The sequence below is a fragment of the Leifsonia sp. 115AMFTsu3.1 genome (assembly GCF_004362795.1).
Classification (GTDB): domain Bacteria; phylum Actinomycetota; class Actinomycetes; order Actinomycetales; family Microbacteriaceae; genus Leifsonia.
Genome location: NZ_SNYB01000002.1, coordinates 970705 through 995812, shown reverse-complemented (window position 1 = coordinate 995812; position 25108 = coordinate 970705). Strand labels below are relative to the sequence as shown.

Here is a 25108-nt window from a genome sequence, read left to right as displayed (position 1 = left end):
ATGAGAGAAAGCAACGAATGACCGCCGGAACAGTAGGAGCCATCAGGCCGAAGGCGAAGGTCCGCCTCGGCGACCGGGTCTTCTCGACCAGCACCATCGTGGCCGGATCCCTGATCCTCGCCACCCTCGCCGCCGTTGCGATCTTCCTGGTCGTGCAGAGCATCCCGGCTCTGTTCGCCCACGCAGGCGAGCTGCCCAACAACGCGACGAACTTCTGGTCGTGGGTCTGGCCGCTCGTCTTCGGCACCATCTGGGCGGCGCTGATCGCGCTGCTGATCGCGACCCCGCTGTCCATCGGCATCGCGCTGTTCATCTCGCACTACGCACCGCGCCGTGTCGCCTCGGTGCTCGGCTACATCATCGACCTTCTCGCCGCCGTCCCCTCCGTCGTCTTCGGCCTGTGGGGCATCGCGACGCTCTCCTCGTTCGTCCAGCCCTTCTATGTCTGGCTCGGCGACAACCTCGGCTGGATCCCGTTCTTCGCGCCGCCGGTCTCCGGCACCGGCCGCACCATCCTCACTGCCGGCCTGGTGCTCGCCGTCATGGTCATCCCGATCATGACCGCCATCTGCCGCGAGATCTTCCTGCAGACCCCGCGCCTCCACGAGGAGGCCGCCCTCGCCCTCGGCGCGACGCGCTGGGAGATGGTCAAGATGGCCGTCCTCCCCTTCGCCCGCAGCGGCATCATCTCCGCCATCATGCTCGGCCTCGGCCGCGCCCTCGGCGAGACGCTGGCCATCGCGATGGTGCTCTCGCCCGCCCTGATCGTGAAGTTCGCGGTGCTGCAGGCACAGAGCCCGAACACGATCGCGGCGAACATCGCCCTGCAGTTCCCCGAGGCGACCGGCCTCGGCGTGAACGCGCTCATCGCCTCCGGTCTCGTGCTGTTCGTGGTGACCCTGCTCATCAACATGCTCGCCCGCTACATCGTCAGCCGCCGCAAGGCCTTCTCTGGAGCGAACTGATGGCCACGACCACCGCTACCGCCCCGCGCCCCCTCGCCAACTCCTACACCGCCGGCAAGCTGCCCCGCTGGGCGCCGTGGACGATGCTCGTCGTCTCGTGGGTCGTCTTCGCCGCGATCTTCGCGATGCTGGCCGCGAGCGGCGCGACGAAGGACTTCAACATCGTCGGCGCGATCTTCTTCGGCACCGTGCTGTTCGACGTCGCGATCTACACCACATCCCTGCTGGTCGAGGGCTCCCGCAAGGCCGTGGACCGGCTGGTCACCTCGCTCGTCGCGACCGCGTTCATCATCGCCCTCCTCCCGCTGATCTCCCTCGGCTGGACGGTCGTCTCGCAGGGTCTCGCCCGCTTCGACATCGCCTTCTTCTCGGAGTCGATGCGCAACGTCATCGGCGACGGCGGCGGCGCGCTCCACGCGATCGTCGGAACGCTCGAGATCACCCTCATGGCGGCGGTCATCTCCGTGCCGATCGGCCTGCTGACCTCGATCTACCTGGTGGAGTACGGGCGCGGCATGCTCTCGCGCGGCATCACCTTCTTCGTCGACGTGATGACCGGCATCCCCTCGATCGTCGCCGGCCTGTTCGCATACGCCCTGTTCGCGCTGTTCTTCGGTCCCGGCATCCGCAACGGCTTCATGGGGGCCGTCGCCCTGTCGGTGCTGATGATCCCCGTCGTCGTGCGGTCCAGCGAGGAGATCCTGCGGATCGTCCCCAACGAGCTGCGTGAGGCATCCCTCGCCCTCGGCGTCCCCAAGTGGCTGACCGTGCTCAAGGTGGTGCTGCCGACCTCGCTCGCCGGCCTCGTGACCGGCGTCATGCTCGCCATCGCCCGAGTCATCGGCGAGACCGCGCCGCTGCTCATCGTCGCGGGCTTCACGACGAGCATGAACTACGACCTCTTCAACGACCGGATGATGACCCTCCCGGTGTTCGTGTACACCCAGTACACGCAGGCCGCCGGGCTCCACGCGCAAGCCCAGATCGACCGCGCCTGGACGGGCGCCCTCGCGCTGATCATCATCGTGATGCTGCTCAACCTGGCCGGCCGCATCATCGCCAAGGCCTTCGCTCCCAAGTACGGCCGCTGAACCCGCACCCCAACACCCGACAGCCAAGGAATCACGTGTCCAAGCGCATCGAAGTCAACGACCTCAACGTCTACTACGGCAAGTTCCGCGCCGTCGAGGGCGTCTCGCTCACCATCGAGCCCCGCTCCGTGACGGCCTTCATCGGCCCGTCGGGATGCGGCAAGTCGACGTTCCTCCGCACCCTCAACCGCATGCACGAGGTCATCCCCGGCGCGTACGTCGAGGGTGAGGTGCTCATCGACGGCAACAACCTGTACGGCCCCGGCGTCGACCCCGTCCTCGTGCGCCGCCAGGTGGGCATGGTGTTCCAGCGCCCGAACCCGTTCCCGACCATGAGCATCCGCGACAACGTGCTCGCCGGCGTGAAGCTCAACAACCGCCGGATGTCGAAGAGCGAGGCCGACGACCTGGTCGAGAGCTCGCTGCAGGGCGCCAACCTGTGGAACGAGGTCAAGGACCGCCTCAACCTCCCCGGCTCCGGACTCTCCGGCGGCCAGCAGCAGCGTCTGTGCATCGCCCGCGCGATCGCCGTCTCCCCCGACGTCCTGCTGATGGACGAGCCGTGCTCGGCCCTCGACCCGATCTCCACGCTCGCGATCGAGGACCTCATCGAGGAGCTGAAGAACGACTACACGATCGTGATCGTGACCCACAACATGCAGCAGGCGTCGCGCGTCTCGGACCGCACCGCGTTCTTCAACATCGCGGGCACCGGCAAGCCGGGCAAGCTCATCGAGTACAACGACACCAACCAGATCTTCTCCAACCCGACCGTGCAGGCCACCGAGGACTACGTCTCGGGCCGCTTCGGTTGATCCGCGCGCGACCCCGCGGTCGCAGCAGACGCGAGAACGCCGCCGATCAGTGCGATCGGCGGCGTTCTTTGTGTGCGCTCGTCGTCTCCTGCCGGGCGATCTCGATCAGGAGGGGATGGCGACGATCGGTGGGCTCGTCGGCTTGTCGCTGCCACCGCTCGGCTCCACCGTGACGCCGACCGTGTCCCCCGCCGCCATGTCGCCGGTGAGCACGCGCCAGGTCGATCCCGAGTTCGCCGGGTTCATCGTCCCGGCGGGGATCGCCTGCCCGTCGCGCAGGTACCAGAGCTCGTAGGTCTTGTCGCCGGGAAGCGCCGGGAGGTCGTTGGCGACGAGCGCGGAACGTCCCAGTTCGCCCGACCACACGAGGGTCGCCGTTCCGCCGCCCTCGACCTGCGCGGTCGCCCGCTGCACGTCAGGAGCGGCGTTGATCTCTGCCAGGGCGGACGCCTGCTGCGATTGGTACGAGTTGCCGCCGGAGAGTGTCGAGCCGACGAACGCTCCGCCGACGAACAGCACGATCGCGGCTGCGGCGGCGCCCAGGAGAAGGGCAGGGCGCTGGAACCAGCGGCGCTGTGCGGCGCGCTCGGCGCGGCCCGGGGTGGCCTCGGGGGTCGCCACAGGGGTCGGAGAGGCGTCGGCTGCTTCGGCCGGGGCCGCGACGGGCCCTGCCGTCGGCTGGGCGACATCCTGAGCCGGCAGCTGCGGGGTGTTCTGCAGCTGCGCGAACAGCGCCGCCTTGAGTTCCGGGCGGGGCTGGACGGGCTCGGCGGAGAGCGCCAGTTCGGCGGCGACGTCCTCGAAGGCACGGGCCTCCTGCTCGTCGTCCGCGCCCAGGCGGTAGCCGAGGCGCCCGGCGTCTCGGTCGTCCTCGCGGGTCATGTCGTCACCCCCAGTTCCTCTCGCAGCCGTATCATCGCATCGCGCAGCCGAGTCTTCGCTGTGCCGAGCGGGATTCCGAGCTCGGCCGCGACCTCGGACTGGCTGAGCCCTCCGTAGTAGGCGAGGGTGACGGCCTGCCGCTGCGGCTCGCTCAGTTTCGCCATGGCCACCTCCACCCTCTCGTGCTCGACCCGGACCTCCACCGTCTCGGCCACCTGGTCATAGGCGGTCGGGAGGTCGCGGATGCCCACCATTGTGTCCCGATCGCGCGACGCCTGAGATGCGCGGATCCGGTCGACAGCGCGCCGGTGGGCCATGGTCATGATCCACGTCTGCGCTCGACCTTTATTCGGATCGAACCGCGGAGCGGATTGCCACGCCTCGAGGAAGACCTCCTGGGCGACCTCCTCCGACTGCGCGCCGTCGATGAGCAGGCGGCGGATCAGCCCGAGGACGCGCGCCGCGGTCAAGTCGTAGAAGCGCGAGAACGCTTCCTGATCGCCGGCGGCGGTGCGGACGAGGAGGGCGTCGAGGTCGACCGCAGGGGCGTCGTCCACGTCGTCTCCGCTCTCATCCGGCCTGCCGGGAGTCGTCCCGCCGATGCTCGAACGGGCTTCTCCTGGCAGAAGAGTGCCGGGCCGCAGAACGCCTCTCGGCGCGAGGCCGCTCGAAGCGGCTAGTTTTGGAGCCCGGGGTTACTGCGGCCCGGCGACATCCAGTGTACAGGAGCGGTTCGCGGCGCCTATCGGCGTGGCGTTCGCAGCGGGAGAACGCGGATGCCGCCGCAGGGGTTGACCTGCTCAGTCGAGCGATCCCGACCGCCACAGCCGTGCGCACGCGGTCAACTCCTCCGCGGTGCGGGTGAAGCGCAGAGCCCGTGTGGTCAGCTCACTCGCCCGCTCCGGGTCGAGCACGTCGCGGTCGTCGGCGACAGAGGCGGCCCCGGCTGCTGCGACCCGGCAGAACGCAGCCGCCCGGTCGAGCGCGACGGCGAAGTCGCCCTCGAACAGGCCACGGAGGATGCGGTCGGCGAGCTCGGTGATCTCCGCCGGTCCCGCCGGATTCGGGGCGCCTGCCACGACCGCGTCGATGGACCCGAGCACCTCGGTGCCGCGCTGGAACAGGTACGCGGTGCCCTCCGCATCCTGCCGGATGAGAAGCCGGATGAGGTAGATGCGCCACAGCGCGCCCGGCAGGCTCTTTGCGTTGGACCGAGACCACAGTTCGGCGAGCGCATCGATGCCGTGCTGGTCGGTGAACGCGACCAGCCGGTCCACAACCTCCGCGTCCGGGTTCTCGCGCACCCGCGCGAGCAGGGCACGGGCGGTCTCGTGCGCGACCCTGCTGATCTGCGCGGGATCCTCCCCGCCCATGAAGGCCTCGAACATCCCACTCGTGAACAGCGCGGGCTTGTGGAACCGGTCAGACATCCCCCTATTCTGCCCCCGCCGCGGGACAGGGTGAATCCACGCTAGATTGGAGGTGAGGGCCTGTAGCTCAGTTGGCAGAGCATCGGACTTTTAATCCGCGGGTCGTGGGTTCGAGCCCCACCGGGCCCACCCTTATCAGCACACTGCAGTGGTTCGGGATCGTGAACTACCCGGAGGAACCATGGCCATCACCGCGCCGGAACACGAGCGCGACTGCTGCCAAACCGCCTACCTGCTGCGCTCACCAAGGAACGCACGGCGCCTGATGGATGCGATCGAGAGCGCGCATAGAGGCGACGCCATAGAGCGCCCCCTAGTCGAGGAGTGATCGGAAGCACCTTGCTCGAACCGGTTCGACACTGGGTGACATAACGGTGCGTTCAGGCTCGGAATGGGGCGGACGGCACCCAAATGTTGCGCGAAACAACATCTATTGGCGGCGCAAAGCGTTTGCGCTAAGGTGACTGTCGAACCGGTTCGACAATGCGGTGCCGAAGTCCGTCACCGTTTTGATGCGAAGGAGCATCCGACCATGTCACTCACCCACTCGACCGTCGCGAGCAGGCGATCTCGCCGCCGGTCCCCCCTGTTGCGCATCTCTGTCGCGGGCGCTGCAGCCGCTTCTCTGGTCGCTGCCGGAGCAGCGCTTCCTGCCGTCGCGGCAATCGGAGGAAACACCCTCTCCATCGACGCGGCGTCGGTCGTGCGTCCCGTCACGCATGTCGCCGCCGGCGGCCTGTACGGTCTCGCGACCGCGAGCACGCCCGATCCCGCCTCGTTGCTGCCGCTGCACGTGAACCAGTTCACCCAGCCGGCACCGGACGTCCAGCAGTTGGGGAACGGCGCGACCACTCCATCCGGCGACGCGCTCAAGGTCGCGCCGTCGCTGATCTTCGCGGGAGGCCAGGAGACCGTCCGCATGCCGGATATCTACCCGGACTGGCCGTACAAGTGGGTCAGCTGGAGCGACTACCTGTCGAAGGTCGACACGATGGTCCAGGCGCGCGTCTCGGCCACCTCCACAACCAACATCAACGGGTGGGAGCTGTGGAACGAGCCGGACGGCACCTGGAACACCTCGGCGGCCGGTCCGTTCAACGACGGCTGGTCGCGCATCTACAACGAGGTCAAGAAGTACGACACCGTCACCCCGATCGTCGGCCCGAGCATCTCCAGCTACAACCACGACTGGATGACCAGCTTCCTCACCGCCGCGAAGAACGCCGGCACCGTGCCGGATGTCATCAGCTGGCACCTGTGGAGCTCGGACGCCCTGCCCGGCGAACTGGCCGACCTGCGCGGGATCGAGAGCTCACTCGGCATCTCGCCGCGCCCGGTGTCGATCAACGAGTATGCCTGGCCCGACCAGGTGGATGTGCCCGCAGCATCACTGCGCTACCTCGCGACCTTCGAGCGCGCCACCGATGTCCGTGACGCCGAACGCGCCTACTGGTACGAGTCCGGCACGATGAACGGCCTGTTCGTCAACGGGCAGCCGACCGGCACCTACTGGCTCTACAAGTGGTACGGCGACATGACCGGCAACATGGTGTCCGTGGCCCAGAACGGCCTGCAGGACGGCATCGCCTCACTGGACACGACCCGCAAGATCCTCACGGCCGTCGTGGGCGGCGCAACCGGCGACAACACCGTGTCGGTGAAGAACCTCAGCGGCTTCGGCTCGTCGGTCGCGGTCACCGTGCTCTCCACGCCGGACTCCGGCCGCCTGCACGCCGTGTCCGCTCCGACGACCATCTGGTCGGGATCCCTCACGGTCACCAACGGAGCCATCAGCGTCCCGCTCACCGGGCAGGACCCGGGCGCCGCGTACGAGATCGTCGTCACGCCGACCAGCGGACCGGTCACCTCGTTCCAGCAGACGTACGAGGCAGAGAACGCCTCCGTGGTCAACGGCATCCGCTACTCCTCCTCCGCCGCGTCCAGCGGCGGATACGTCGGCGGCCTGGACAACAGCGGCGACATGCGGAACGACAGCTTCGTCGACTTCCTGGTCAACGTCCCGGTCGCGGCCGACTATAGCCTTTCGATCCGCTACGCCAACGGCACGGGTGCCACCTCCACCCAGGGCATCGCCTACGACGGCGGCGCCTGGAGCACGGTCAGCTATCCCGCGACCGGCGGATGGGGCGCCCAAGGGAAGTTCGCGACGGTCTCCGGGCCGACCCTCCACCTCACCGCCGGATACAACATGATCCGGCTCGCGAAGGGGTCGCCGTACTTCGCCGGAGGCACCGGTTACGCCGAGCTCGACTCCATCTCCCTGTCCACGACAGCTGCCGTTCCCGGTTGGTCGCAGCCGTCGAACCCGCCTGCGGCGACCTTCGTCCAGCGGCTGGAGGCGGAGTCCGGAACAATCTCCGGCGGCAACGTCATCGCCTCGTCGAACGCGTCCGGCGGAAGCTTCGTCGGCGGACTCGACTCCTCCACCAGCTCGGTCACCTTCCGCCCCAACGTCACCACTGCCGGCACCTATCGGCTCCAGCTGGGCTACGCCAACGACGGTGGCTACACGCAGAACGGGACGTTGGATGCGGTGGTCGGGCTCACCGTCAATGGCGGGGCCGCGACGAACGTGACCCTCCCCGTCACGGGGCCGTGGGGTGCGAACGGCGGATCCTTCCCGGTGGCGACCACGACGGTGCAGCTCAACGCCGGCACGAACACGGTCACGATCGCCCACCAGGCGAACCAGAACTACGCGGAGCTCGACTACGCGCAGTTCTCCTCCCCGGCGGGTGCGGTCGTCCGATAAGAGACACCGCTTCTCGAGTGGCGCCTGTCACCCCCAGCATGACAGGCGCCGCCCGGAAGGGCCGGACCCGGGAGATCGGGTCCGGCCCTTCGCTGCTCGACGGCGCCGTAGGACAAGCTCTTGCCCGCCGCGGAACGTTCAGTCGACCGATCGTGTCGGGAGACGGCTCTCAAAAGTCTCGAGCGCCCGAAGAGCAGCAGGGCGGAGGCTCTCAATCTGCTGAAGCGCAAACGATCTGAACTCCTCGAGCGCCCGATCGATGTCGGGTTCGTAGCCGAGGATGAAGGCTCGAGGGCCCGCAAGGATCGAATAGTCGTCGACGGTGGAGAGCAGCGCGACGGCATGGTCCGGCGCCAAGAGCATCATGTTGAGGCCGAAGAACTCGTCGCTGCAGGCGTGGAGCTCCGATTGCGTCACGTCGACCTCGAAGGCCATCGTCGTCGGGTCCACAAACGCATCGTCATTCGACACGGCGATGTAGCCCCCGATGCCGTGCACGGCGCTCGCTCTGATGATGCGCTCGATCTGGTCGGGGTCGATCCGCGATGCAGCCTCCTGTGCGAGAACGAAGGAACCCGTCGCGGACAGCCACTCGGCGCGGAGGTCGTAGGGGCCGTCGGCGGCAGCGTCCCTCAGGCCGACGACGGCCTGGAGGCGATCGGGGTCAGTGATGCGCTGCACGAGTGTCCAGCGTCTTCCGAAGGACGAGCACTATCGCCACGCCCACGCAGAAGCCCGCTCCCGCCGCGAACAGGCCCACCCCGTTCGTCCACGCCCGGGAGAAGATCAGAGCGAAGCCTCCCGCTGCCAGCAAACCGTAGGCGAGAGACAGCGCGATCCCGGAGCGCCACCATGCGGGCGCCCGCCGCTCAGACCAGTCGACCGCCCAGCGCAGCCCGAGCCCGAGTGCCAAGCCGAGCAGCGTCGACGTGGGAATCGTCCAGATGAACAGGAACAACAGGTAGAAACCCGCGACCAGGGGCGGAGTCCACCCCAAGGGCGGCGCCATCGCCGTCCCGTGGATGAGCACGCCGAGTCCGGTGCACAAAGCGATCGAGTACCAGACGAAAGGTCCCCATCTCCTCTGGTGGCGGGTGGCAGGCCCCGACGGTGTCGTCGCCGCCTCCTCGGTCCGGCCGGAGGTTCGTGGGTCGCTCACACGCCAGAATCTACACCGGAGCCGCGATGACTCTTGGAGCAGCGGCCGTTGCTTGCTCGACGGCGTCTCGTGCGAGATAGGTTTCTCTCGTGGCTGTGTGGGAAGCGGACGATCAGGATCTCGGATTCCAACTGGCCAGGAACGGATTCGTGACGAAGTTCTACTCGGCAGCCGTCGTCGATGAGTCGCTCGCCTCCTTCCGGTCGGCCGGCTACCGCATCGTCCGGCTGGATACCGCATCCTGGACCGACGAAATCGAGCTTCACGACGCGCTGAGTACCGCCCTCGACTTCCCCGCCTACTACGGCCGCAACTTCGCCGCGCTGTCCGACTGCCTCCAGGACGTCGCCGAGCAGGCGTACGGATGGACGGAGGCCGACAGGGGACTCATCATCGAACTCGACCGCCTCGACCGGTTCCGCGCGACGATGCCGGCCGCCTGTCGGATCCTGCTCGACCTCCTCGTCGACACGGCTCGTCTCGGAGCACTCCTCGGCAACCGGATCCTGTGTGTGATCCGGTCGGATGACCCTCTCCTGGATGTCGGACCGGTCGGTGGCGCGGAGCCCCCGTGGAACCCACGCGAGTGGTTCCTCTCCGACCGCGTGGGCGGGGCCGCGCCGTGAGCGTGACCCCCGCTCACAGCGCAGCGATCGACGAGCTGCGGGCTCTCCCCGAGCTGTCGTGGGGTCAGACCGCTCTGCTGAGCTGTCTTGAGCGTCTCCGTTCGGGCGGCCCGACTTCCGCGAAAGAGGTCACCGTCGTCGAAGCGTGGGCGTTCGACGACGGCTTCTGCGCCATCTACGGATCGCCCTGGGGTCCCACCGTGGGGCTGCGTGTCACGGCAACCGGCGAGCAATACTCCGGTGCTTACACCGATCACCCGACGGCGGAGGAGTTCGGGACGGACATCGCCGACTTCAGTATCGCCGAGCCGCTGGGGCGCTTCGCCGATGAACTCGTCTTCGATGCCGGCGGTGTGGGCTGGTGGGGTGATCCCCCGTTTTCCAGACGGGTCAGTTGACCGCCATGCCACTCAGTACCACGTGCCGCCCCCGTCTTCGGCGGGTTCAGCTCGGTAGTCGAAGAGTGTCCACATCTCGTCGTTGAACCTGCGTCCAGCACGTAGTGGCAGGTGCGTGGTCCACCAGCCCTTGCCAGGCGCAACCGGTGTCGGAGTGAGCAGCCGCCGGAATTGCTCATCCAAGTCATCGACCTGGCGAACGAACTCTTCGAACTCCGGGAACCGTTGAGCGGTGGGATCGCGGAGAACCTGTTCGATGAAGTCTCGGGGCGCGAGATCGTTGAAGTATTCGGCAACGTAGTCGTTATAGCCGCCTGCGACGTTGGTGATGATCGCGTAATAGTCGTGGAGCAAACTAGCGGAGTCACGCTTCCTGCCCGTCCCCGGATACGGCCGCACGACGTTCTCCACGTAGGTCGCGAATTCAGACACGCGTGAAGGATACCGGCGGCGGCCGTAGCCTGCGGCGTGAGCGGCGCTCACCCTCGGCGCGGCGCTCGGGGAGCTCGCAGTAGCACCACAGTGAGGACGACGGTCACCAGGACGCTGTAGAGCCAGCTACCGACGACCGCGAGCAGCACGAGCCAGTGTTGGGACGACGGCGTCGCCGCGACGGACCAGATGGCGGCGGCGAGGAAGGCGGACATGACCAACGTGGCCGTCCACCGCGCGGTCAGCCGCCAGGCCATCCCCCACGTGCTCACCGGCCGCGGGGGCGTTGTGACACCCGCCAGCCATCCCCCGGGCTGCGCGAGTCCCGGCGCTCGGCTTTCTTTCATGGGCGTCAGCGGGCGCGCGACCGTGCGGTCCGATCGGTGCCGCCGGCCGGGGTCACTCACACGCCAGAATCTACACCGGAGCCGCAATGAGCATTCAGCGGGTGGGCCAGTGCCAGGTGGGACGGTCGAGGAGGCCCTCCTGGCCGCGCACGTGGGTCTCCCCCAGCTGCTTCTCCAGGTGGATGCGGCTCACGTCGTCGACGAGGTCGCGGTCGGCCGCGGAACGCTGGATCGCGACCTGCAGCTCGTGGGAGTGCGTGACGACCACGAGCTGCGTGTTGGCCGACGCGGCGACGATCAGGGAGCCGAGGGCTGGCAGCAGGTCCGGGTGCAGGCTGGTCTCCGGTTCGTTGACGACCAGCAGCTGCGGTGGACGCGGTGACAGCAGCGCGGCCGCCCAGAGCAGGAAGCGCAGGGTGCCGTCCGACAACTCCGCGCCCGCGAGCGGACGGAGCAGCCCGGGCTGCCGGACGGCCACCGAGAACTGCGCGCCGTCGACCACGATCTCGACCCGGCTGCCGGGGAACGCCGCATCCACGGCCGCGTCGAAAGGGCCGCCGCCGCCCGACTCGCGGATGGTCTGGATGGCCGCCGCGACATCCGTCCCGTCGGCGGCGAGCACCGGCGTGCGCGTTCCGAGCTGCGGAAGCCGCGCCGGGGCCGCCGTGTCGGTGCGGAAGTGGTCGTAGAAGCGCCACGCGCGCAGGTTCTCGCGCACCCGCAGCACCTCCGGGGCACGGACGGGATCGACGACCTCGGTGAGGATGCTCTCGAACGTGCGCAGGGTCTTCCCGAGCTCCGTCCAGCCGCCGTCGTCGCCGCGCACACGGACGTGGCCGCCGCGCCGCTCGGCCGCCAGGCTCGACGGTCGAGGCGCAGGACCCGTCCACACGGTCTCCAGCTTCAGCTCGGGATCGCGGCCGAACGCGGTGTCCTTGCTGGGCTGCGGCAGTCCGAGGTCGAGGGCGTAGCCGATGCCAACGCCGTCGTCGTCGAGCTGAACGCCCAGCCGGAGCGCGACCGGATCACGACGCACAGTGCCCTGGACGGGCGCGTCGCCCTGGAGCATCGCCCGGCCGAGCCGCTCCGGACCGGCCCATAGGGTGGAGTCGAGTCCGCCCTCGCGCGCGATCGCGACGACCACCTCATCCCGCCCGCACCCGGCCAGCAGGCGCAACGCCCGGTAGAGCGACGACTTGCCCGCCCCGTTCGCACCGGTCACCACCGTCAGCCGCCCCAACGGGATGACGAGGTCGCGCAGCGAGCGGTAGCCGGAGACGGCGACGGTGGAGATCACTCCGGGATCGTATCGAGGGCCGCCGACGCGAGTCTCAGCGGCCGCACGGTGAGGTCAGAGCGCATCGACCCACGGAAGGAACGCATCGCCGGACCGCGCGCGCTCCACCCGCTCGAGGGCGGCCCCTCCCACCATGATGACGGTGCCGCCGAGGGGAAACCGCGAGACGGTCGTCGTCGCCTCGTACGCGCGCCCATCTGCCGTCGTCGCGACGGAGACAATCGTCCAGTCCTCCACCGTCTCGGAGAAGCGTCCGGCCGCGGCTGCGGCGACGAGGTCGCGGAGGACGGCGACGCCGGCTCCGTCGTCCGTCAGCGTCCACTCCGCGTGCTCGACCTCCGCCGTGAGCTGATCGAGGTAAGCGTTCCACCGCACAGCGGCCGCCCCTTCCCGCCGCGGCTGCAGCGTGACGGAGGCGTCCTCGCGGCCGCGGAGCACATCCACCGCGTCTCCGAACTCCGCCGCCACTTCCGCGACCAGCGTCGTCAGCAGAGGCAGTATCCGCGGCGGCGGCGGGGCGTCGAGGTCGGGGGCAGGCGACAGCTCGGGAGCGGGATCGGGTAGGCGCGTTCCGGAGGGGATGCGGAGGCGCACCCGGTAGTCCGGGCCGCCATAACCAGCCGGGTGGTCCTCGGTCGGCACCCGGTCGACGTCGCGTTCGATCCGGTCGTCGGGGTCGTTGGTGCGGTAGTGAGCACCGGGGACCGGGACCATGCGCTCGTACCACGCGACGATCCGCTCGACGCGCCCCGTGACATCGGCGAGAGGCACACGGTCGTCATGCGGATGGAGTTCGTGGAGATACGTGGGAACGCCATCGTGGGCCGACGAGTCCTGGGTGGGAGCGCGGAGCGTCAACGTCACATCCTCGCCGGCCGCGAAAGGCGTGCCGCAGCAGGCGAACTCCGCGGAGAACACGAGTACATCGATGGCGGAGGCGGCGTCCATGTCGCAACGCTACCGGGCACCGGAAATCATGCAACGAACTGTTCACCGAGCGGCCCTAGCGTTGCGACCGTGACCATCTCGCGCCCGAGCGTGCCGGATGTCGATGCCGGCACTCCGCGCTCGACGCCGGCCGTGGATGCGGCGACCCGCACCCGGTCCGGGATGCTGGCGCGTGCGGTCCGGCTCTGGCCGGGAGTTGCGGCGCTGATGCTGGGCTGCGTTGCGGCCGTCGCGATGCTCGGCGTGGCGGCCGCCTCCGAGTTTCCGCTGTTCTCCGAGGCGTCGGCCGAGCGGGGGCGCGACTGCACGACGATCCGGAGCGCGCGCCATGCCCTCGACGCCGCGCTGGATGCACACCTCGCCGCGCTCGGAGCGCATCCCGTCGAGGCGGGGTCGGCGATCCAGGAAGCGGTGACGACATTCCGCGCGGACACGAGCGACATCGCGACGGACGCCGTGGAGCGCGCCCTCGATCCCGTCGACCGGAGGCTGGACGACCTGCAGGGCGCCGTCGGCGGGCACGCCTTCGCCGGCGACCCCGGCGCGGCACTCGCCGATGCGAACAGGGCCGCGGCAGATCTGCGGGAGTCGTGGGACGGACCGCTCGCCCGCGTCTGCCAGTGACTCGGACGCCGGATCAGCTGCCGGCGACCAGTGCCCCGACGGTGAGCAGCGACACCGAATCCTTCGTGCACGCCGTCACGCCCGCGTCCTTCACGAACAGCGACTCGGTCGACCCGGGCGGGTAGACCCGGAAGCCGTCGGCCTGCTTCGGAGCGCAGTCCGCCTCGGGGTAGTTCAGTGCCTGGGTGATGCGCAGCGGCGCCTGGGCGGTCCCGCCCGCCTTGAGCACGACGGTCGGATGCGGTGTACTGCGGTCGAACTCGGCCGCGGCACCCAGCTGCGTGCCGTTTCCATCGCCGACGAACGACACGCCCGGCCAGCCCTGCAGAGAGCATTCGCTGGAACCATTGTTCGTGAGCACGAGGGTCACCTCGACGCTGCCCGCCGCCCCGCCGCCACCCTGCGCGATAGTACCGGAGAGGTCTCCCGTGTCGCACTGGCCGTCGATCGGCGTCGAGGTCGCCGTGGAGGTCGGGGTCGGCCGCGACGTCGAGGTCGTGGATGCGGAGGGCGATCCGGTCGGCGCCGGACTCGGCGAGACGCATCCCGCCAGGAGGACGGCGAAGGCGAATGCGACGGCAGTCGCGGAGAGCGCGCGGAGGGTCGGAGTCCCGGTCATGGGCCCATCCAACCGGTCCCCGGCGGCCGAACCCGCGGGACCCGCCGGACGACGGCGACGGAACCGTCCCGAAGCCCTCGGAGGGCGGCCTGGCAGGATGGATGCATGAAAGCGCTCGGCACCTGGCTCGCACGATGGTGGACGATCGGGGTGCCGGTGATCGGCGTCGTGGTCCTGGTGGCGTTCTGGGCGGTGGAGCTGAACACGATCGCCGTCATCGTGATCGCCGTCGTCCTGGCCGGGACGGTACTGGCGGCCGTCCAGCACGCGGAGGTGGTGGCCCACCGGGTCGGGGAGCCCTTCGGTTCGCTCGTTCTCGCCGTCGCGGTCACCATCATCGAGGTGGCCTTGATCGTGACGCTCATGACCACGGGCAAGGACTCCCCCGAGCTCGCGCGCGACACCGTCTTCTCGGCCGTGATGATCACGATGAACGGCATCGTCGGCCTCTCGCTTCTGCTCAGCGCATCCCGACGCGAGTCCACCGCCTTCAACGCGCAGGGCAGTGGAGCGGCCCTGGCGACGGTCACCGCGCTCGCCACCCTGACGATGGTGCTGCCGAGCTTCACGTCGGCGCCCGGCCCGGTGTTCTCCGGACCGCAACTGGTGTTCGCGGCGATCGCCTCCCTCGCCCTGTACGGGATGTTCGTCTTCACCCAGACGGTGGCGCACCGCGACTTCTTCCTCCCGGTGGGCAGAAAGGGCAAGCCCCTGACCGAGGACGACCACGCCGAAGCGCCGACCAAGCGCGCGGCCCTGATCAGCCTCGGGCTTCTGCTCGTGTCCCTGGTCGCGGTCGTCGGATTGGCCAAGCTGGAGTCGACACCGATCGAGCGGGCGGTGACCGGGATCGGGCTGCCGCAGTCGTTCGTGGGCGTCGTCATCGCGCTGCTCGTGCTGCTGCCGGAGGGAATCGCCGCAGCCAAGGCGGCATCGCGCAACCGCACGCAGACGAGCCTCAATCTGGCGCTCGGCTCGGCGATGGCGAGCATCGGGCTCACCATTCCGGCGATCGCGGTCGCGTCGATCTGGCTGCCGGGCGCACTGCACCTCGGACTCGGGTCGAGTCAGATCGTTCTGCTGGTGCTGACAGTGCTCGTCAGCATCCTCACCATCGTGCAGGGACGCGCGGTGCGGCTGCAGGGCGGCATCCACCTGGTGCTGTTCGCGGCGTTCATCTTCCTGTCGATCGCGCCCTAGCTCGCGACATTCGTGCCGAATGTGCGGTTTGGCGACGCCAGAACGCACCGGCACGAATCTGCGCAGGTCAGGCAGTCGCGGCGTCGAAGAGCTGGGCGGCGGCGAGGCGGGCCGCGTCGGGCGTGCCGCCGCGCATGGCGGCACTCGCCGAGGCGCCGTCGAACAGCAGGGTCAGCTGGATGGCGAGGGTGCGGGGGTCAGCTGCTCCGGCGGCCGCGGCCTGGCGCTCGAAGTAGGCGGTCAGCTCGTCCTTGAACCCGCGGGCGACCACGGCGGCGGGATGCTCGCGGTCGCGCAGCTCGGTCGCAACGTTGACGAAGGGGCAGCCGTAGAAGTCGCCGGCCTCTGCGGCGGCGTGCAGGGCGTCGAAGACGTGGAGCACGCGGTCCCGTGGGGCGGCACCCTCGTCGGCGTCGAAGTATCCCGTGACGACACGCGGCCCGTACTCCTGGAGCATGGTCGCGACGATCGCATCCTTGCCGTCGAAGTGCTGGTAGATCGAGCGCTTCGAGACCTCGGCCTCCTGGGCGAGCCGGTCGACGCCGACCGCGTTGACACCCTCGCGCACGAACAGACGTGCGGCGGCCGCGAGCACGCGATCCCGCGGCTTCGGCCGGGCGGTGGCTGTGGACATGCCTCGATCTTAGTCAGGCGCTTGCAAAAAGTAAACCGATCTGTGTACATTGCGAGTACACAGATCGGTTTACCTTCGGAAGGACTCCTCACATGACCGACATCACCGGCCGCGTCGCCCTCGTCACCGGCGCCAATCGCGGCCTCGGTGCCGCCTTCGTCGCAGCGCTCCTCGAGCGCGGCGCGACGAAGGTCTACGCCGCCGCCCGCCGCCCCGAGACCGTCACGAGCGACGACCCGCGCGTCGTCCCCCTCGCCCTCGATGTGACCGATGCGGACAGCATCCGCCAGGCGGCCGAGGTCGCGAGCGACGTCACGATCCTCGTCAACAACGCGGGCATCGCCGTCAACGAGTCGCTCGTCACCGGCGACCTCGACGAGATCCACCGCGAGTTCGACACCAACTTCTGGGGACCGGTGCTCGTCACGCGCGCCTTCGCCCCCGTCCTCGAGGCCAACGGCGGCGGCGCCATCGTGAACATGCACTCCGCCCTCAGCTGGCTCGCCTTCGGCTCCTACAGCGCGACGAAGGCCGCCCTGTGGTCGGCAAGCAACTCGAGCCGCGTGGAGCTCGCGCCCGCGGGCATCCAGGTCGTCGGCGTCCACGTCGGTTACGTCGACACCGAGATGGCGGCGGACGCGACCGGCGTGAAGGTCCCGCCGCGTCAGGTCGCCGACGAGGCCCTCGTCACCGTGCAGGAGGGTGGAGCGGAGGCGATCGTCGGAGAGGTCGCGCAGCAGGTCAAGTCGCACCTCCACGAGGACGTTCGCGTGCTCTACCCCCAGCTGGCCAGATAGGCCTCGCCGCCGAATCCTTCCGGGCGGACGCCCCAGCTCACCGACCAGGTCTCGCCCGGCTCCAGCCAGCGCAGACCGCGGCCCGAGTTGAGGGCGTTCGCCGGGGCGGTCATCGGCTCGATCGCCAGGGCCACTCCCCCGGGCTTCGTCGCGAACGACCGGTGCGTGAACACCTGCACGTAGCGGAACGCCTCGTCGGCCCAGAGCACGACCTGGCGGCCGTCATCGGCGGCGAGGATGTGCTCCACCGGCCCGTCGGGCAGGTCGGCGAAGCCGGTGTCGAGCTCCAGCTCGCTGACCCGGCGGCCCGCCGAGAGGTCGAACGACGTGCCAGCGACCGGCGACTCGCCGGTGACGTTGCTTCGGTCGTCCGTCTCGAACCGGGTGCGCGCAGCCACGGTGACGGTCAACTGCTCCGGCGGAACGTCCGCGATGCGGAGGTAGGGGTGCGCGCCGACGGCCACCGGCGCCGCCGTCTCGCCGGCATTGCTGATGGCGTGGGTGACCTGCAACCCCTCGGTGTGCAGTTCGTGGGTCACCGTGGTGTCGAGAAGGAACGGGTACCCGGGCTCGGGATAGACGGTCGCGGCCTGCGTGACCATTGAGTCGGACTGCTCGACCAGCTCATACGGGCGGCGCCGCAGCAGGCCGTGGATGGCGTTCCGCTTCGCCGGTTCGGTCAGGTCGAGCTGCCGCGGCTCCCCGTCGAACTCCCACCGGCCGTCCGCGACCCGGTTGGGCCAGGGGACGAGCACGATCCCGCACGCCGAGGGCGGCTGCTCCCCCGAAGGGTAAGGCTCGGTCAGGTCGGATTCGGCGAAGCGCAGCGAGCGGATGCCGGCTCCCACCTGCACGATGGTGGCGCTCAGGTCGCCGAAATCGAGTTCGTACTGTTCACCGGTGGCGGGTCGCATGGCAACAGATTAGGCCTCAGGCGACGACCACCGGCAGCCCCGCGTCCCGCAGGGCCGCCACCGCCTCCGGTGCAGCCGACTCGCCGGTGACCAGCTCAGCCACCTCATCCACCGCGGCGATCCGGCCGAGATGCGTGCGGCCGAGCTTGCTGCCGTCGGCCACCACGATCGCCCGCTCGGCGGAACCGACCATGACGCGCTTGAGGTCGGCCTCGGGCAGGTTCACGTTGGTGATGCCGCCGGTGGGATGCACGCCCGTGCAGCCGATGAAGGCGATGTCGGTGTGCACACGGCCCAGGAGAACGGCGGCGAGCGGCTCGACGAGCGAGTGCTGCAGCGGCCGCAGAGTGCCGCCGGTGACGACGACCTCGAACCGCGGGATGGCGCGTTCCAGTTCGAGCGCGATGGTCAGGCCGTTCGTGATGACCGTCACGTTCTCCAGGTCGTCCCGCTCGACGAGGGCGCGGGCGATAGCGGCGGGGGTCGTTCCGACATCGAGCAGCACGCTGCTGCCCGAGGAGACCATCGCCGCCGCAGCCAGGCCGATCCGGCGCTTCTCCTCTGCCGACGACTCCAGAGCCTCCTCGAAGCTGGGCTCCCGCATCCCTGCTGTTCGCAGCACAGCCCCGCCGTGGACGCGCCGGATGCTCTGCTCGCGGTCGAGCGCATCCAGGTCACTGCGGACGGTGACGTCGGAGACCTGGAACGCCTCGCTCAGGTCGGACACCCGGGCGAAGCCGGCGCGCCCGATCAGCTCGAGCATCCGTTCGCGCCGGAGCGCCGCGGGGAGGGCTTCGCTCATACGCCCATGCTGGAGCGCTTGCGATTGCTTGTCAATACGAAAGCAGAAGCGGTATCCTCGCTTTCGCAATCGAAAGGATGGCATGGCCTCGATCACGAAGCGTCCCACCCGTCTCTCCGACGGACGGGACCTCATCTACTACGACGACGCCGAGACGACGCTCGGCCCGGAGCGCAAGCCCGACCTCCGGGAGCCCGCACCCCGACCGGCCACCGCGACGATGCGGCAGGACCCGCTCACCGGCGAGTGGGTCTCCATCGCCGCAGCGCGCCAGAACCGGGTGATGCTCCCACCCGCCGAGCTCGATCCGCTCGCTCCCGCGACACCGACGAACCCGTCCGAGATCCCCGACCTCTACGATGTCGCCGTATTCGAGAACAAGTCGCCCTCCTTCGGGCCGCTGCTCGTCGACGACAACGCCCCCGAGGGGATCGACGACCTGGCCCAGGTCGGTCTGGGGCGCACACGCACGTCCGTCGGCCGCTGCGAAGTCGTCTGCTTCAGCCCGGCCACCACCGGATCCTTCGGAAGCCTCAGCCCGTCGCGCGCACGCACGGTCATCGAGGCGTGGGCGGACCGCACCACCGAGCTCTCCGCCCTGCCCGGCGTCCGCCAGGTGTTCCCGTTCGAGAACCGCGGCGAGGCCATCGGCGTCACGCTGCACCATCCGCACGGGCAGATCTACGCCTACCCGTACGTCACGCCGCGCACCTCCGCGCTCATCCGCTCGCTCGACGCGTACGGACCGACGCTGTTCGCCGACATCCTGGAGCGGGAGCGCACCAGCGAGCGCGTCGTCCTCGCCGGAGAGCACTGGACGGCATACGTGCCGTTCGCCGCGCGCTGGCCGATCGAGATCCACGTCCTCCCGCACCGCCACGTCGCCGACATCTCCGAGACCAACGCCGCCGAGCGGGACGAGCTGGCCACGCTCTACCTTCGGGTGCTGCGCGGGGTGGATGCGCTCTACGACTCCCCCACGCCGTACATCGCCGCGTGGCACCAGGCCCCCGTCGGCGTTCGCCGGGACGAGATCCGCCTCATGCTCCAGCTGACCTCGCCCCGCCGCGGCGCGGATAAGCTGAAGTTCCTGGCCGGCTCGGAGTCGGCCATGGGCGCCTGGGTGGGCGACATCCCGCCCGAGCAGGCGGCCGCCGCGCTCCGCGAGGCCGTCGCCCGCGCCGACCGCGACAACCCGGTCGGCGAACTGCCGGTCTCCGTGACCGGGCTCGTCACCGAGCCCGTCGCGGCTCCGGCGGGCACCGCATCCACTTCCGACCGAGAGGCTGACCGATGACCGACCTGCGTACGGGCGTCCGCGACGACTTCGCCGAGGTGTTCGGCCGCGAACCCGACGGCGTCTGGTCGGCCCCCGGCCGGGTCAACCTGATCGGCGAGCACACCGACTACAACCTGGGATTCGTCCTGCCGTTCGCGATCAACCGGCGCACCGTCGCCGCGGTCGGGGCGCGTGACGACCGCGTCATCCGTGTCGGGAGCACCTTCGCGGACGAGGTGGTCGAGATCCCGCTCGACGACCTGGCGCCAGAGGTGCTCTCCGGCTGGTCGGCGTACCCGCTGGGCGTCGCCTGGGCTCTCGGCCAGTTCGGCGCCGACCTCGCCGCCGTGCCGGGCGTCGACATCCTGCTCGACTCCAATGTGCCCGTCGGCGCCGGCCTGTCGTCCTCCGCGGCGATCGAGGGCGCCGTTGCCGTGGCGCTCAACGACCTGTGGCGCCTCGGTTTCGACCGCCGCACCCTCGCCCGGGTCGGCCAGCGCGCCGAGAACGTCGCGGTCGGAGCGCCGACGGGCATCATGGACCAGTCCGCATCCCTCCTCGGCGAGCGCGACGCGGCCGTCTTCCTCGACTGCCGGTCACTCGACTCCGAGGTCGTGCCGCTGGGGCTCGAGGCCGCCGGGCTCGAGATCCTCATCATCGACACGGGTGTGACGCACTCCCACGCCACCGGCGGATACGCCGAGCGCCGCGCCTCGTGCGAAGAGGGCGCGCGCATCCTGGGCGTCGAAGCGCTGCGGGATGTGTCGGTCGGCGACCTCGACCGCGCGCGCGAGCTCATGGACGACGTGACCTTCCGTCGCGTCCGTCACGTGGTCACGGAGGACCAGCGGGTGCTCGACACCGTGCGCACCCTCCGCGAGCAGGGGCCGGCCGCGATCGGCGAGCTGCTCGACGCCTCCCACGTGTCGATGCGCGACGACTTCGAGATCTCGGTGCCCGAGCTCGACCTCGCCGTGGAGACGGCGCAGGCGAACGGCGCGATCGGCGCGCGGATGACCGGCGGCGGCTTCGGAGGCTCGGCCATCGCCCTCGTGCCGACGGACGCGCTCAGCCGCGTGCTCGTCGCGCTGGACGGCGCGTTCGCCGAGCACGGGTTCGGCCAGCCGGACCTCTTCACGGTGCAGGCGTCGGAGGGTGCTCGGCGCGAGAGCTGAGCGGGCGGCCTGTTCGGCCTGTTCGGCCGGTTCACCTCCCGGTCACCCTGCGGTGTCACACTGTGACGCGTGAGTGGACAGGGAGTGAACGATCCGGTCGTCGTGTGGCTCGACGCGGACACCGTCCAGGTGCGGCAGCCGAAGACGTCGCACTGGGAGGCGCCGTTCCTCTACCTGCTGTTCGGGCGTGAGCGGGCCCTCCTGATCGACACCGGCGCGACCTCCGATGAGGCGGTGTTCCCGCTGCGAGCGACGGTCGAAGGCCTGATCGCCGACTGGCTGCGGCGCAACCCGGTCGTGTTCGTGCGGCCGTATCCCCTCGTCGTCGCGCACTCGCACGCGCACGGCGACCACATCGCGGGTGACGCGCTGCTGCGGGATCGGCCGGGCACGACGGTCGTCGGCACCAGCCCGGCCGAGGTGATCGGCTTCTTCGGCTTCCCGACCTGGCCGGACGCGACGGTCGCCTACGACCTCGGCCGCCGGGTGATCGACGTCATCGGCGGGCCGGGGCACGAGCCGTCGGCCGTCGTGTTCTTCGACCGGCAGACGGGCATCCTGTTCACCGGCGACACCGTCCTACCCGCCCGGCTGTATGTGCGCGACCTCGGCCAGTACCGGGCGACGATCGAGCGGCTGATCCGCTTCCGCGACGACCCGCCCGCGCCCGTGCGCGAGCTGCGCGGCGCGCACATCGAGATGTCCACGGAGCCGGGCGTGGACTATCCGGCGGGGACGGTGGACCAGCCGGACGAGGCGCCGCTGCCGCTGCGCCCGCGCATCCTCGACCGCGTGCTCGCGGCCCTCGGCGAACTCCGTGGCACGCCCGGCGAGCGCATCGTCACGAAGCGCTTCATCGTCGTCGTCGACCGCTGACCCGCTCCCCTCTGCCCACCGTCGAGTCCGCAATCTTTGCACACTCCGACGGCGCGTCGTGTGCAAAGTTTGCGGACTCGACGGTGGGGGGCGGGATGAGGAGGGGCTAGGGCTCGACCGGGTGCGGGTCGCCGCCGGTGAGGCGCACCAGCTCGTCGAACGTGGTGGGGAAGACGGTGTGGGCGTGACCCGCGGCGGCCCAGACCTCCGGGTAGCCGGCGAGCGCCACATCCACCACGGTCCGCAGGTGCTGGGGGTGACCGACGGGTGCGACGCCGCCGATCGTCTGCCCGGTCGCCGCCTTGACGGTCTCGGCGTCGGCGCGGCGGATGCGGCCGCCGAGCCGCTCGCCGAGGAACGCGGTGTCGACGCGGTGGGCGCCGGAGGTCATCACGAGGAGGGGCTCGCCGTCGATGGTGAAGACGAGCGAGTTCGCGATCGCCCCCACCTCGACCCCGAGCTCGGCGGCGGCAGACGCCGCGGTCGGCGTCGCCGACTCGAACCAGCGGACCCGCGGCTCGACCCCTGCCGCGAGCAGCGCCGCTTCGACGCGCTCGACAGCAGGATGCGTCCGCTCGCGCGACGCGTCGGTCACAGCAGCTCCCGCTCCGCCGACTCGACCACGTTCTGCAGCAGCAGCGCACGCGTCATCGGGCCGACTCCGCCCGGGTTCGGGGAGACCCAGGAGGCGACCTCGGCCACATCCGGAGCTACATCGCCCGCGACGACGCTCTTGCCGGTCACCGGGTCCTCCACGCGGCTCACGCCCACGTCGAGCACGATCGCGCCGGGCTTGACGTTCGCGGCGGTGACCAGCCCGGCGACACCGGCGGCGGCCACGATGATGTCGGCGCGTCGGAGGTGAGCGTCGAGATCGTGGGTTCCGGTGTGGGTGAGCGTGACGGTCGCGTTGTACTCGCGGCGGGTCAGCAGGGCGCCGATCGAGCGCCCGACCGTGACTCCCCGCCCGACGACCACGACATCCTTACCGCGGATGTCGATGCCGTGCCGCAGCATCAGCTCGATCACGCCCCGCGGCGTGCACGGCAGAGGCGACGTGATCGGCCGGTTGACGTTGAGGACCAGGCGGCCGAGGTTCGTCGGGTGCAGGCCGTCCGCATCCTTCGCCGGGTCGACGAGCTCGAGGATGGCGTCGGTGTCGAGGTGGCCCGGCAGCGGCAGCTGCACGATGAAGCCGGTGCAGTCGGGGTCGCCGTTGAGCTCCTCGACCACGGCCTCCAGCTCGGCCTGCGAGATGTCGGCGGGCAGGTCGCGGCGGATGGAGGCGATGCCGACCTCGGCGCAGTCGCGGTGCTTGCCCGCGACGTACCACTGCGAGCCCGGGTCGTCGCCGACCAGAATCGTGCCGAGCCCCGGGACGATGCCCTTCTCACGCAGCGCGCTGACGCGCTCCTTCAGCTCCGCCTTGATCGCGGCGGCGGTCGCCTTCCCGTCCAGAATCTGTGCGGTCACGTTGTCTCCTTGCGTTTCCACCGTCGAGTACACGAAAACTGCACGGCGAACGCCTCGCGAACGTGCAAAGTTCGTGTACTCGACGGGGGGTGGGTCAGATGGAGGAGGGGAGCTCGACCTGAACGGCCTCGGCGCCGGACGGCGTCAGGCCCGGGTAGAGCGGGAAGGCCGCGGTCAGCGCGTCGACGCGGGCACGCAGCGCGCGGGTGTCCGCACCCGGACGCAGGGCGAGCGCGATGATGTCGGCCACCTCGGTGAACTCGGTGTCGCCGAAGCCGCGGGTCGCGAGCGCCGGGGTGCCGATCCGGAGACCGGAGGTCACCATCGGCGGGCGCGGGTCGAACGGCACGGCGTTGCGGTTCACGGTGATGCCGACCTCGTGCAGCACGTCCTCTGCCTGCTGGCCGTCGAGCTCCGACGTGCGCAAGTCGGCGAGCACGAGGTGCACGTCGGTTCCGCCCGTGAGCACGTCCACACCGGCAGCGCGGGAGTCGTCGGCGGTCAGGCGCTCGGCGAGCAGCTTCGCGCCGCGGATGGTCCGCTCCTGGCGGTCCGTGAACTCCTCCGTCGCCGCGAGCTTGAACGCGGTCGCCTTGGCGGCGATCACGTGCATGAGCGGTCCGCCTTGCTGGCCCGGGAACACGTTGGAGTTGAGCTTCTTGGCGAGCTCGGTGTCACGGCTCACGATGAAGCCGGAGCGGGGGCCGCCGATGGTCTTGTGGACGGTCGAGCTGACCACGTCGGCGAAGGGCACGGGCGAGGGATGCAGCCCAGCGGCCACGAGACCGGCGAAGTGCGCCATGTCCACCCACAGCTTCGCTCCGACCTCGTCGGCGATCTCACGGAACGCCGCGAAGTCGAGCTGACGCGGGTAGGCCGACCAGCCGGCGATGATGACCTGCGGCTTGTGCTCGAGCGCCTTGTCGCGCACGACGTTCATGTCGACGAGGAACGTCTCGGGGTCGACGCCGTACGACACGGCGTTGTAGAGCTTGCCCGAGAAGTTGAGCTTCATCCCGTGGGTCAGGTGACCGCCGTGGGCGAGCTCCAGGCCCAGGATGGTGTCGCCGGGCGTCGCGATGGCGGAGAGTACGGCCGCGTTGGCCGACGCGCCGGAGTGCGGCTGGACGTTGGCGTACTCGGCGCCGAACAGGGCCTTCGCCCGGTCGATCGCGAGCTGCTCGGCGATGTCGACGTACTCGCAGCCGCCGTAGTAGCGGCGACCCGGGTAGCCCTCCGCGTACTTGTTCGTGAGGACGGAGCCGACCGCTTCGAGCACCGCGCGCGGCACGAAGTTCTCGGAGGCGATCATCTCGAGGTAGTCGCGCTGGCGGCCGAGCTCCAGCTGCAGCACCTCCGCGATCTCGGGGTCGACCTCCGCCAGAGGGGCGCCAAAGGACGAGAACGCTGGGCTCGTCGAGGGGAGGGTATCGGTCATTGCCGGCTCCTTCGTACAGGGATGGACCATTGCGTAGCGACCCAGGCGCGCGGCCGCATCCATCCGTGTTCTCGAGGTTCCGTGTCGCTCCCCGATGGTGACCATCTGAGCGCC

Annotated in this window: 29 protein-coding genes and 1 tRNA gene; 14 read left to right on the top strand and 16 right to left on the bottom strand. The window is 69.8% G+C overall.

The features are described from left to right. The first annotated feature begins 17 nt into the window (after positions 1-17). From pstC to pstB, 3 genes are read left to right on the top strand one after another with little or no spacing between them, the layout of a single operon-like run. Complete coding sequence (pstC, locus tag AXZ95_RS15805) at positions 18-965, top strand: phosphate ABC transporter permease subunit PstC (RefSeq protein ID WP_018191821.1); 948 nt, start codon at positions 18-20, stop codon at positions 963-965. Continuing rightward, on the top strand, positions 965-2056 hold the full coding sequence (gene pstA / locus AXZ95_RS15800; protein ID WP_018191822.1) for a phosphate ABC transporter permease PstA: 1092 nt from the start codon (positions 965-967) through the stop codon (positions 2054-2056). The genes pstC and pstA overlap by 1 nt, the downstream gene beginning before the upstream one ends. A 35-nt stretch (positions 2057-2091) precedes the next feature. Further along, entirely contained in the window at positions 2092-2871 is a 780-nt protein-coding gene (pstB, locus tag AXZ95_RS15795; protein ID WP_018191823.1) for a phosphate ABC transporter ATP-binding protein PstB, read from the top strand. 105 nt (positions 2872-2976) lie between these two features. Here the strand turns inward: pstB and AXZ95_RS15790 are convergent, their stop codons facing one another. The 3 genes from AXZ95_RS15790 to AXZ95_RS15780 all read right to left on the bottom strand — a co-directional run bounded on the left by AXZ95_RS15790 (position 2977) and on the right by AXZ95_RS15780 (position 5183). After that, on the bottom strand, positions 2977-3753 hold the full coding sequence (locus tag AXZ95_RS15790; RefSeq protein ID WP_018191824.1) for an anti-sigma factor: 777 nt from the start codon (positions 3751-3753) through the stop codon (positions 2977-2979). Then, on the bottom strand, positions 3750-4310 hold the full coding sequence (gene sigK / locus AXZ95_RS15785) for an ECF RNA polymerase sigma factor SigK (RefSeq protein ID WP_018191825.1): 561 nt from the start codon (positions 4308-4310) through the stop codon (positions 3750-3752). The genes AXZ95_RS15790 and sigK overlap by 4 nt, the downstream gene beginning before the upstream one ends. Positions 4311-4553: 243 nt before the next feature. After that, the gene (locus AXZ95_RS15780) at positions 4554-5183 is read right to left on the bottom strand and encodes a hypothetical protein (protein WP_018191826.1); all 630 of its coding nucleotides are present in this window, start codon (positions 5181-5183) and stop codon (positions 4554-4556) included. 56 nt (positions 5184-5239) lie between these two features. On the opposite strand from AXZ95_RS15780, the gene AXZ95_RS15775 reads away from it, so the two are divergent. The 3 genes from AXZ95_RS15775 to AXZ95_RS15770 all read left to right on the top strand — a co-directional run bounded on the left by AXZ95_RS15775 (position 5240) and on the right by AXZ95_RS15770 (position 7956). Further along, positions 5240-5312: transfer RNA gene (locus tag AXZ95_RS15775), tRNA-Lys, on the top strand. 52 nt (positions 5313-5364) lie between these two features. After that, positions 5365-5511, top strand: coding sequence for a hypothetical protein (locus AXZ95_RS19670; RefSeq protein ID WP_018191827.1), 147 nt, complete (start codon positions 5365-5367; stop codon positions 5509-5511). 204 nt (positions 5512-5715) lie between these two features. Continuing rightward, entirely contained in the window at positions 5716-7956 is a 2241-nt protein-coding gene (locus AXZ95_RS15770; RefSeq protein WP_231374456.1) for a CBM35 domain-containing protein, read from the top strand. 138 nt (positions 7957-8094) lie between these two features. Here AXZ95_RS15770 and AXZ95_RS15765 read toward each other — a convergent pair whose 3' ends face one another. Together AXZ95_RS15765 and AXZ95_RS15760 are read right to left on the bottom strand one after the other, a co-directional pair. Further along, positions 8095-8637, bottom strand: coding sequence for a hypothetical protein (locus AXZ95_RS15765; protein WP_018191829.1), 543 nt, complete (start codon positions 8635-8637; stop codon positions 8095-8097). Next, positions 8621-9115, bottom strand: coding sequence for a hypothetical protein (locus AXZ95_RS15760; RefSeq protein ID WP_133638928.1), 495 nt, complete (start codon positions 9113-9115; stop codon positions 8621-8623). The genes AXZ95_RS15765 and AXZ95_RS15760 overlap by 17 nt, the downstream gene beginning before the upstream one ends. Before the next feature lie 89 nt (positions 9116-9204). On the opposite strand from AXZ95_RS15760, the gene AXZ95_RS15755 reads away from it, so the two are divergent. Both AXZ95_RS15755 and AXZ95_RS15750 read left to right on the top strand, forming a co-directional pair. Next, positions 9205-9741, top strand: a complete 537-nt coding sequence (locus AXZ95_RS15755) for a barstar family protein (RefSeq protein ID WP_231374457.1) — start codon at positions 9205-9207, stop codon at positions 9739-9741. Beyond that, the gene (locus AXZ95_RS15750) at positions 9738-10139 is read left to right on the top strand and encodes a hypothetical protein (RefSeq protein ID WP_018191832.1); all 402 of its coding nucleotides are present in this window, start codon (positions 9738-9740) and stop codon (positions 10137-10139) included. The genes AXZ95_RS15755 and AXZ95_RS15750 overlap by 4 nt, the downstream gene beginning before the upstream one ends. A 12-nt stretch (positions 10140-10151) precedes the next feature. Here AXZ95_RS15750 and AXZ95_RS15745 read toward each other — a convergent pair whose 3' ends face one another. The 4 genes from AXZ95_RS15745 to AXZ95_RS15730 are packed head-to-tail and all read right to left on the bottom strand — an operon-like array spanning position 10152 to position 13163. Next, positions 10152-10571, bottom strand: coding sequence for a hypothetical protein (locus AXZ95_RS15745; RefSeq protein ID WP_081626617.1), 420 nt, complete (start codon positions 10569-10571; stop codon positions 10152-10154). Between the two features lie 47 nt (positions 10572-10618). Next, a complete protein-coding gene (locus AXZ95_RS19810; protein ID WP_231374458.1) occupies positions 10619-10978 on the bottom strand; it encodes a hypothetical protein in 360 nt (119 codons plus the stop codon). Positions 10979-11012: 34 nt separating this feature from the next. Further along, the gene (locus AXZ95_RS15735) at positions 11013-12215 is read right to left on the bottom strand and encodes an AAA family ATPase (protein ID WP_018191835.1); all 1203 of its coding nucleotides are present in this window, start codon (positions 12213-12215) and stop codon (positions 11013-11015) included. A gap of 54 nt (positions 12216-12269) precedes the next feature. Continuing rightward, positions 12270-13163, bottom strand: coding sequence for a DUF6578 domain-containing protein (locus AXZ95_RS15730; protein ID WP_018191836.1), 894 nt, complete (start codon positions 13161-13163; stop codon positions 12270-12272). 69 nt (positions 13164-13232) lie between these two features. On the opposite strand from AXZ95_RS15730, the gene AXZ95_RS15725 reads away from it, so the two are divergent. Next, entirely contained in the window at positions 13233-13787 is a 555-nt protein-coding gene (locus AXZ95_RS15725) for a hypothetical protein (RefSeq protein WP_018191837.1), read from the top strand. 13 nt (positions 13788-13800) lie between these two features. On the opposite strand, the gene AXZ95_RS15720 is transcribed toward AXZ95_RS15725, so the two are convergent. After that, complete coding sequence (locus AXZ95_RS15720) at positions 13801-14406, bottom strand: DUF4232 domain-containing protein (RefSeq protein ID WP_018191838.1); 606 nt, start codon at positions 14404-14406, stop codon at positions 13801-13803. A 105-nt stretch (positions 14407-14511) separates the two neighbouring features. Between AXZ95_RS15720 and AXZ95_RS15715 the strand changes: the two genes are divergently transcribed. Next, positions 14512-15606: an ionic transporter y4hA gene (locus AXZ95_RS15715; protein ID WP_018191839.1), complete on the top strand. Its 1095-nt coding sequence runs from the start codon at positions 14512-14514 to the stop codon at positions 15604-15606. A 67-nt stretch (positions 15607-15673) separates the two neighbouring features. Here AXZ95_RS15715 and AXZ95_RS15710 read toward each other — a convergent pair whose 3' ends face one another. Then, positions 15674-16240: a TetR/AcrR family transcriptional regulator gene (locus AXZ95_RS15710; protein ID WP_018191840.1), complete on the bottom strand. Its 567-nt coding sequence runs from the start codon at positions 16238-16240 to the stop codon at positions 15674-15676. Positions 16241-16332: 92 nt separating this feature from the next. Here AXZ95_RS15710 and AXZ95_RS15705 point away from each other — a divergent pair, with 92 nt between their 5' ends. Beyond that, entirely contained in the window at positions 16333-17037 is a 705-nt protein-coding gene (locus tag AXZ95_RS15705) for an SDR family oxidoreductase (RefSeq protein WP_018191841.1), read from the top strand. Here the strand turns inward: AXZ95_RS15705 and AXZ95_RS15700 are convergent. Both AXZ95_RS15700 and AXZ95_RS15695 read right to left on the bottom strand, forming a co-directional pair. Then, positions 17016-17951 (bottom strand): aldose 1-epimerase family protein, encoded by a 936-nt coding sequence (locus tag AXZ95_RS15700; RefSeq protein WP_018191842.1) that lies wholly within the window; start codon positions 17949-17951, stop codon positions 17016-17018. The two genes, AXZ95_RS15705 and AXZ95_RS15700, sit on opposite strands and share 22 nt — an antisense overlap. Positions 17952-17967: 16 nt before the next feature. Beyond that, positions 17968-18753: a DeoR/GlpR family DNA-binding transcription regulator gene (locus AXZ95_RS15695; protein WP_018191843.1), complete on the bottom strand. Its 786-nt coding sequence runs from the start codon at positions 18751-18753 to the stop codon at positions 17968-17970. Between the two features lie 82 nt (positions 18754-18835). Here AXZ95_RS15695 and galT point away from each other — a divergent pair, with 82 nt between their 5' ends. From galT to AXZ95_RS15680, 3 genes are all read left to right on the top strand, one after another. Next, on the top strand, positions 18836-20050 hold the full coding sequence (galT, locus tag AXZ95_RS15690) for a galactose-1-phosphate uridylyltransferase (RefSeq protein ID WP_018191844.1): 1215 nt from the start codon (positions 18836-18838) through the stop codon (positions 20048-20050). Then, the gene (galK, locus tag AXZ95_RS15685; protein WP_018191845.1) at positions 20047-21207 is read left to right on the top strand and encodes a galactokinase; all 1161 of its coding nucleotides are present in this window, start codon (positions 20047-20049) and stop codon (positions 21205-21207) included. Before galT ends, galK begins: the two co-directional genes overlap by 4 nt. 69 nt (positions 21208-21276) lie before the next feature. After that, positions 21277-22083 (top strand): MBL fold metallo-hydrolase, encoded by an 807-nt coding sequence (locus AXZ95_RS15680; RefSeq protein WP_231374459.1) that lies wholly within the window; start codon positions 21277-21279, stop codon positions 22081-22083. Positions 22084-22189: 106 nt separating this feature from the next. Here the strand turns inward: AXZ95_RS15680 and AXZ95_RS15675 are convergent, their stop codons facing one another. The 3 genes from AXZ95_RS15675 to glyA form a co-directional block, all read right to left on the bottom strand. Beyond that, entirely contained in the window at positions 22190-22678 is a 489-nt protein-coding gene (locus AXZ95_RS15675; protein ID WP_018191847.1) for a YbaK/EbsC family protein, read from the bottom strand. Further along, positions 22675-23556, bottom strand: coding sequence for a bifunctional methylenetetrahydrofolate dehydrogenase/methenyltetrahydrofolate cyclohydrolase (locus AXZ95_RS15670; RefSeq protein ID WP_018191848.1), 882 nt, complete (start codon positions 23554-23556; stop codon positions 22675-22677). The genes AXZ95_RS15675 and AXZ95_RS15670 overlap by 4 nt, the downstream gene beginning before the upstream one ends. Positions 23557-23650: 94 nt before the next feature. Then, complete coding sequence (gene glyA / locus AXZ95_RS15665) at positions 23651-24994, bottom strand: serine hydroxymethyltransferase (protein WP_018191849.1); 1344 nt, start codon at positions 24992-24994, stop codon at positions 23651-23653. Positions 24995-25108 lie beyond the last annotated feature (114 nt).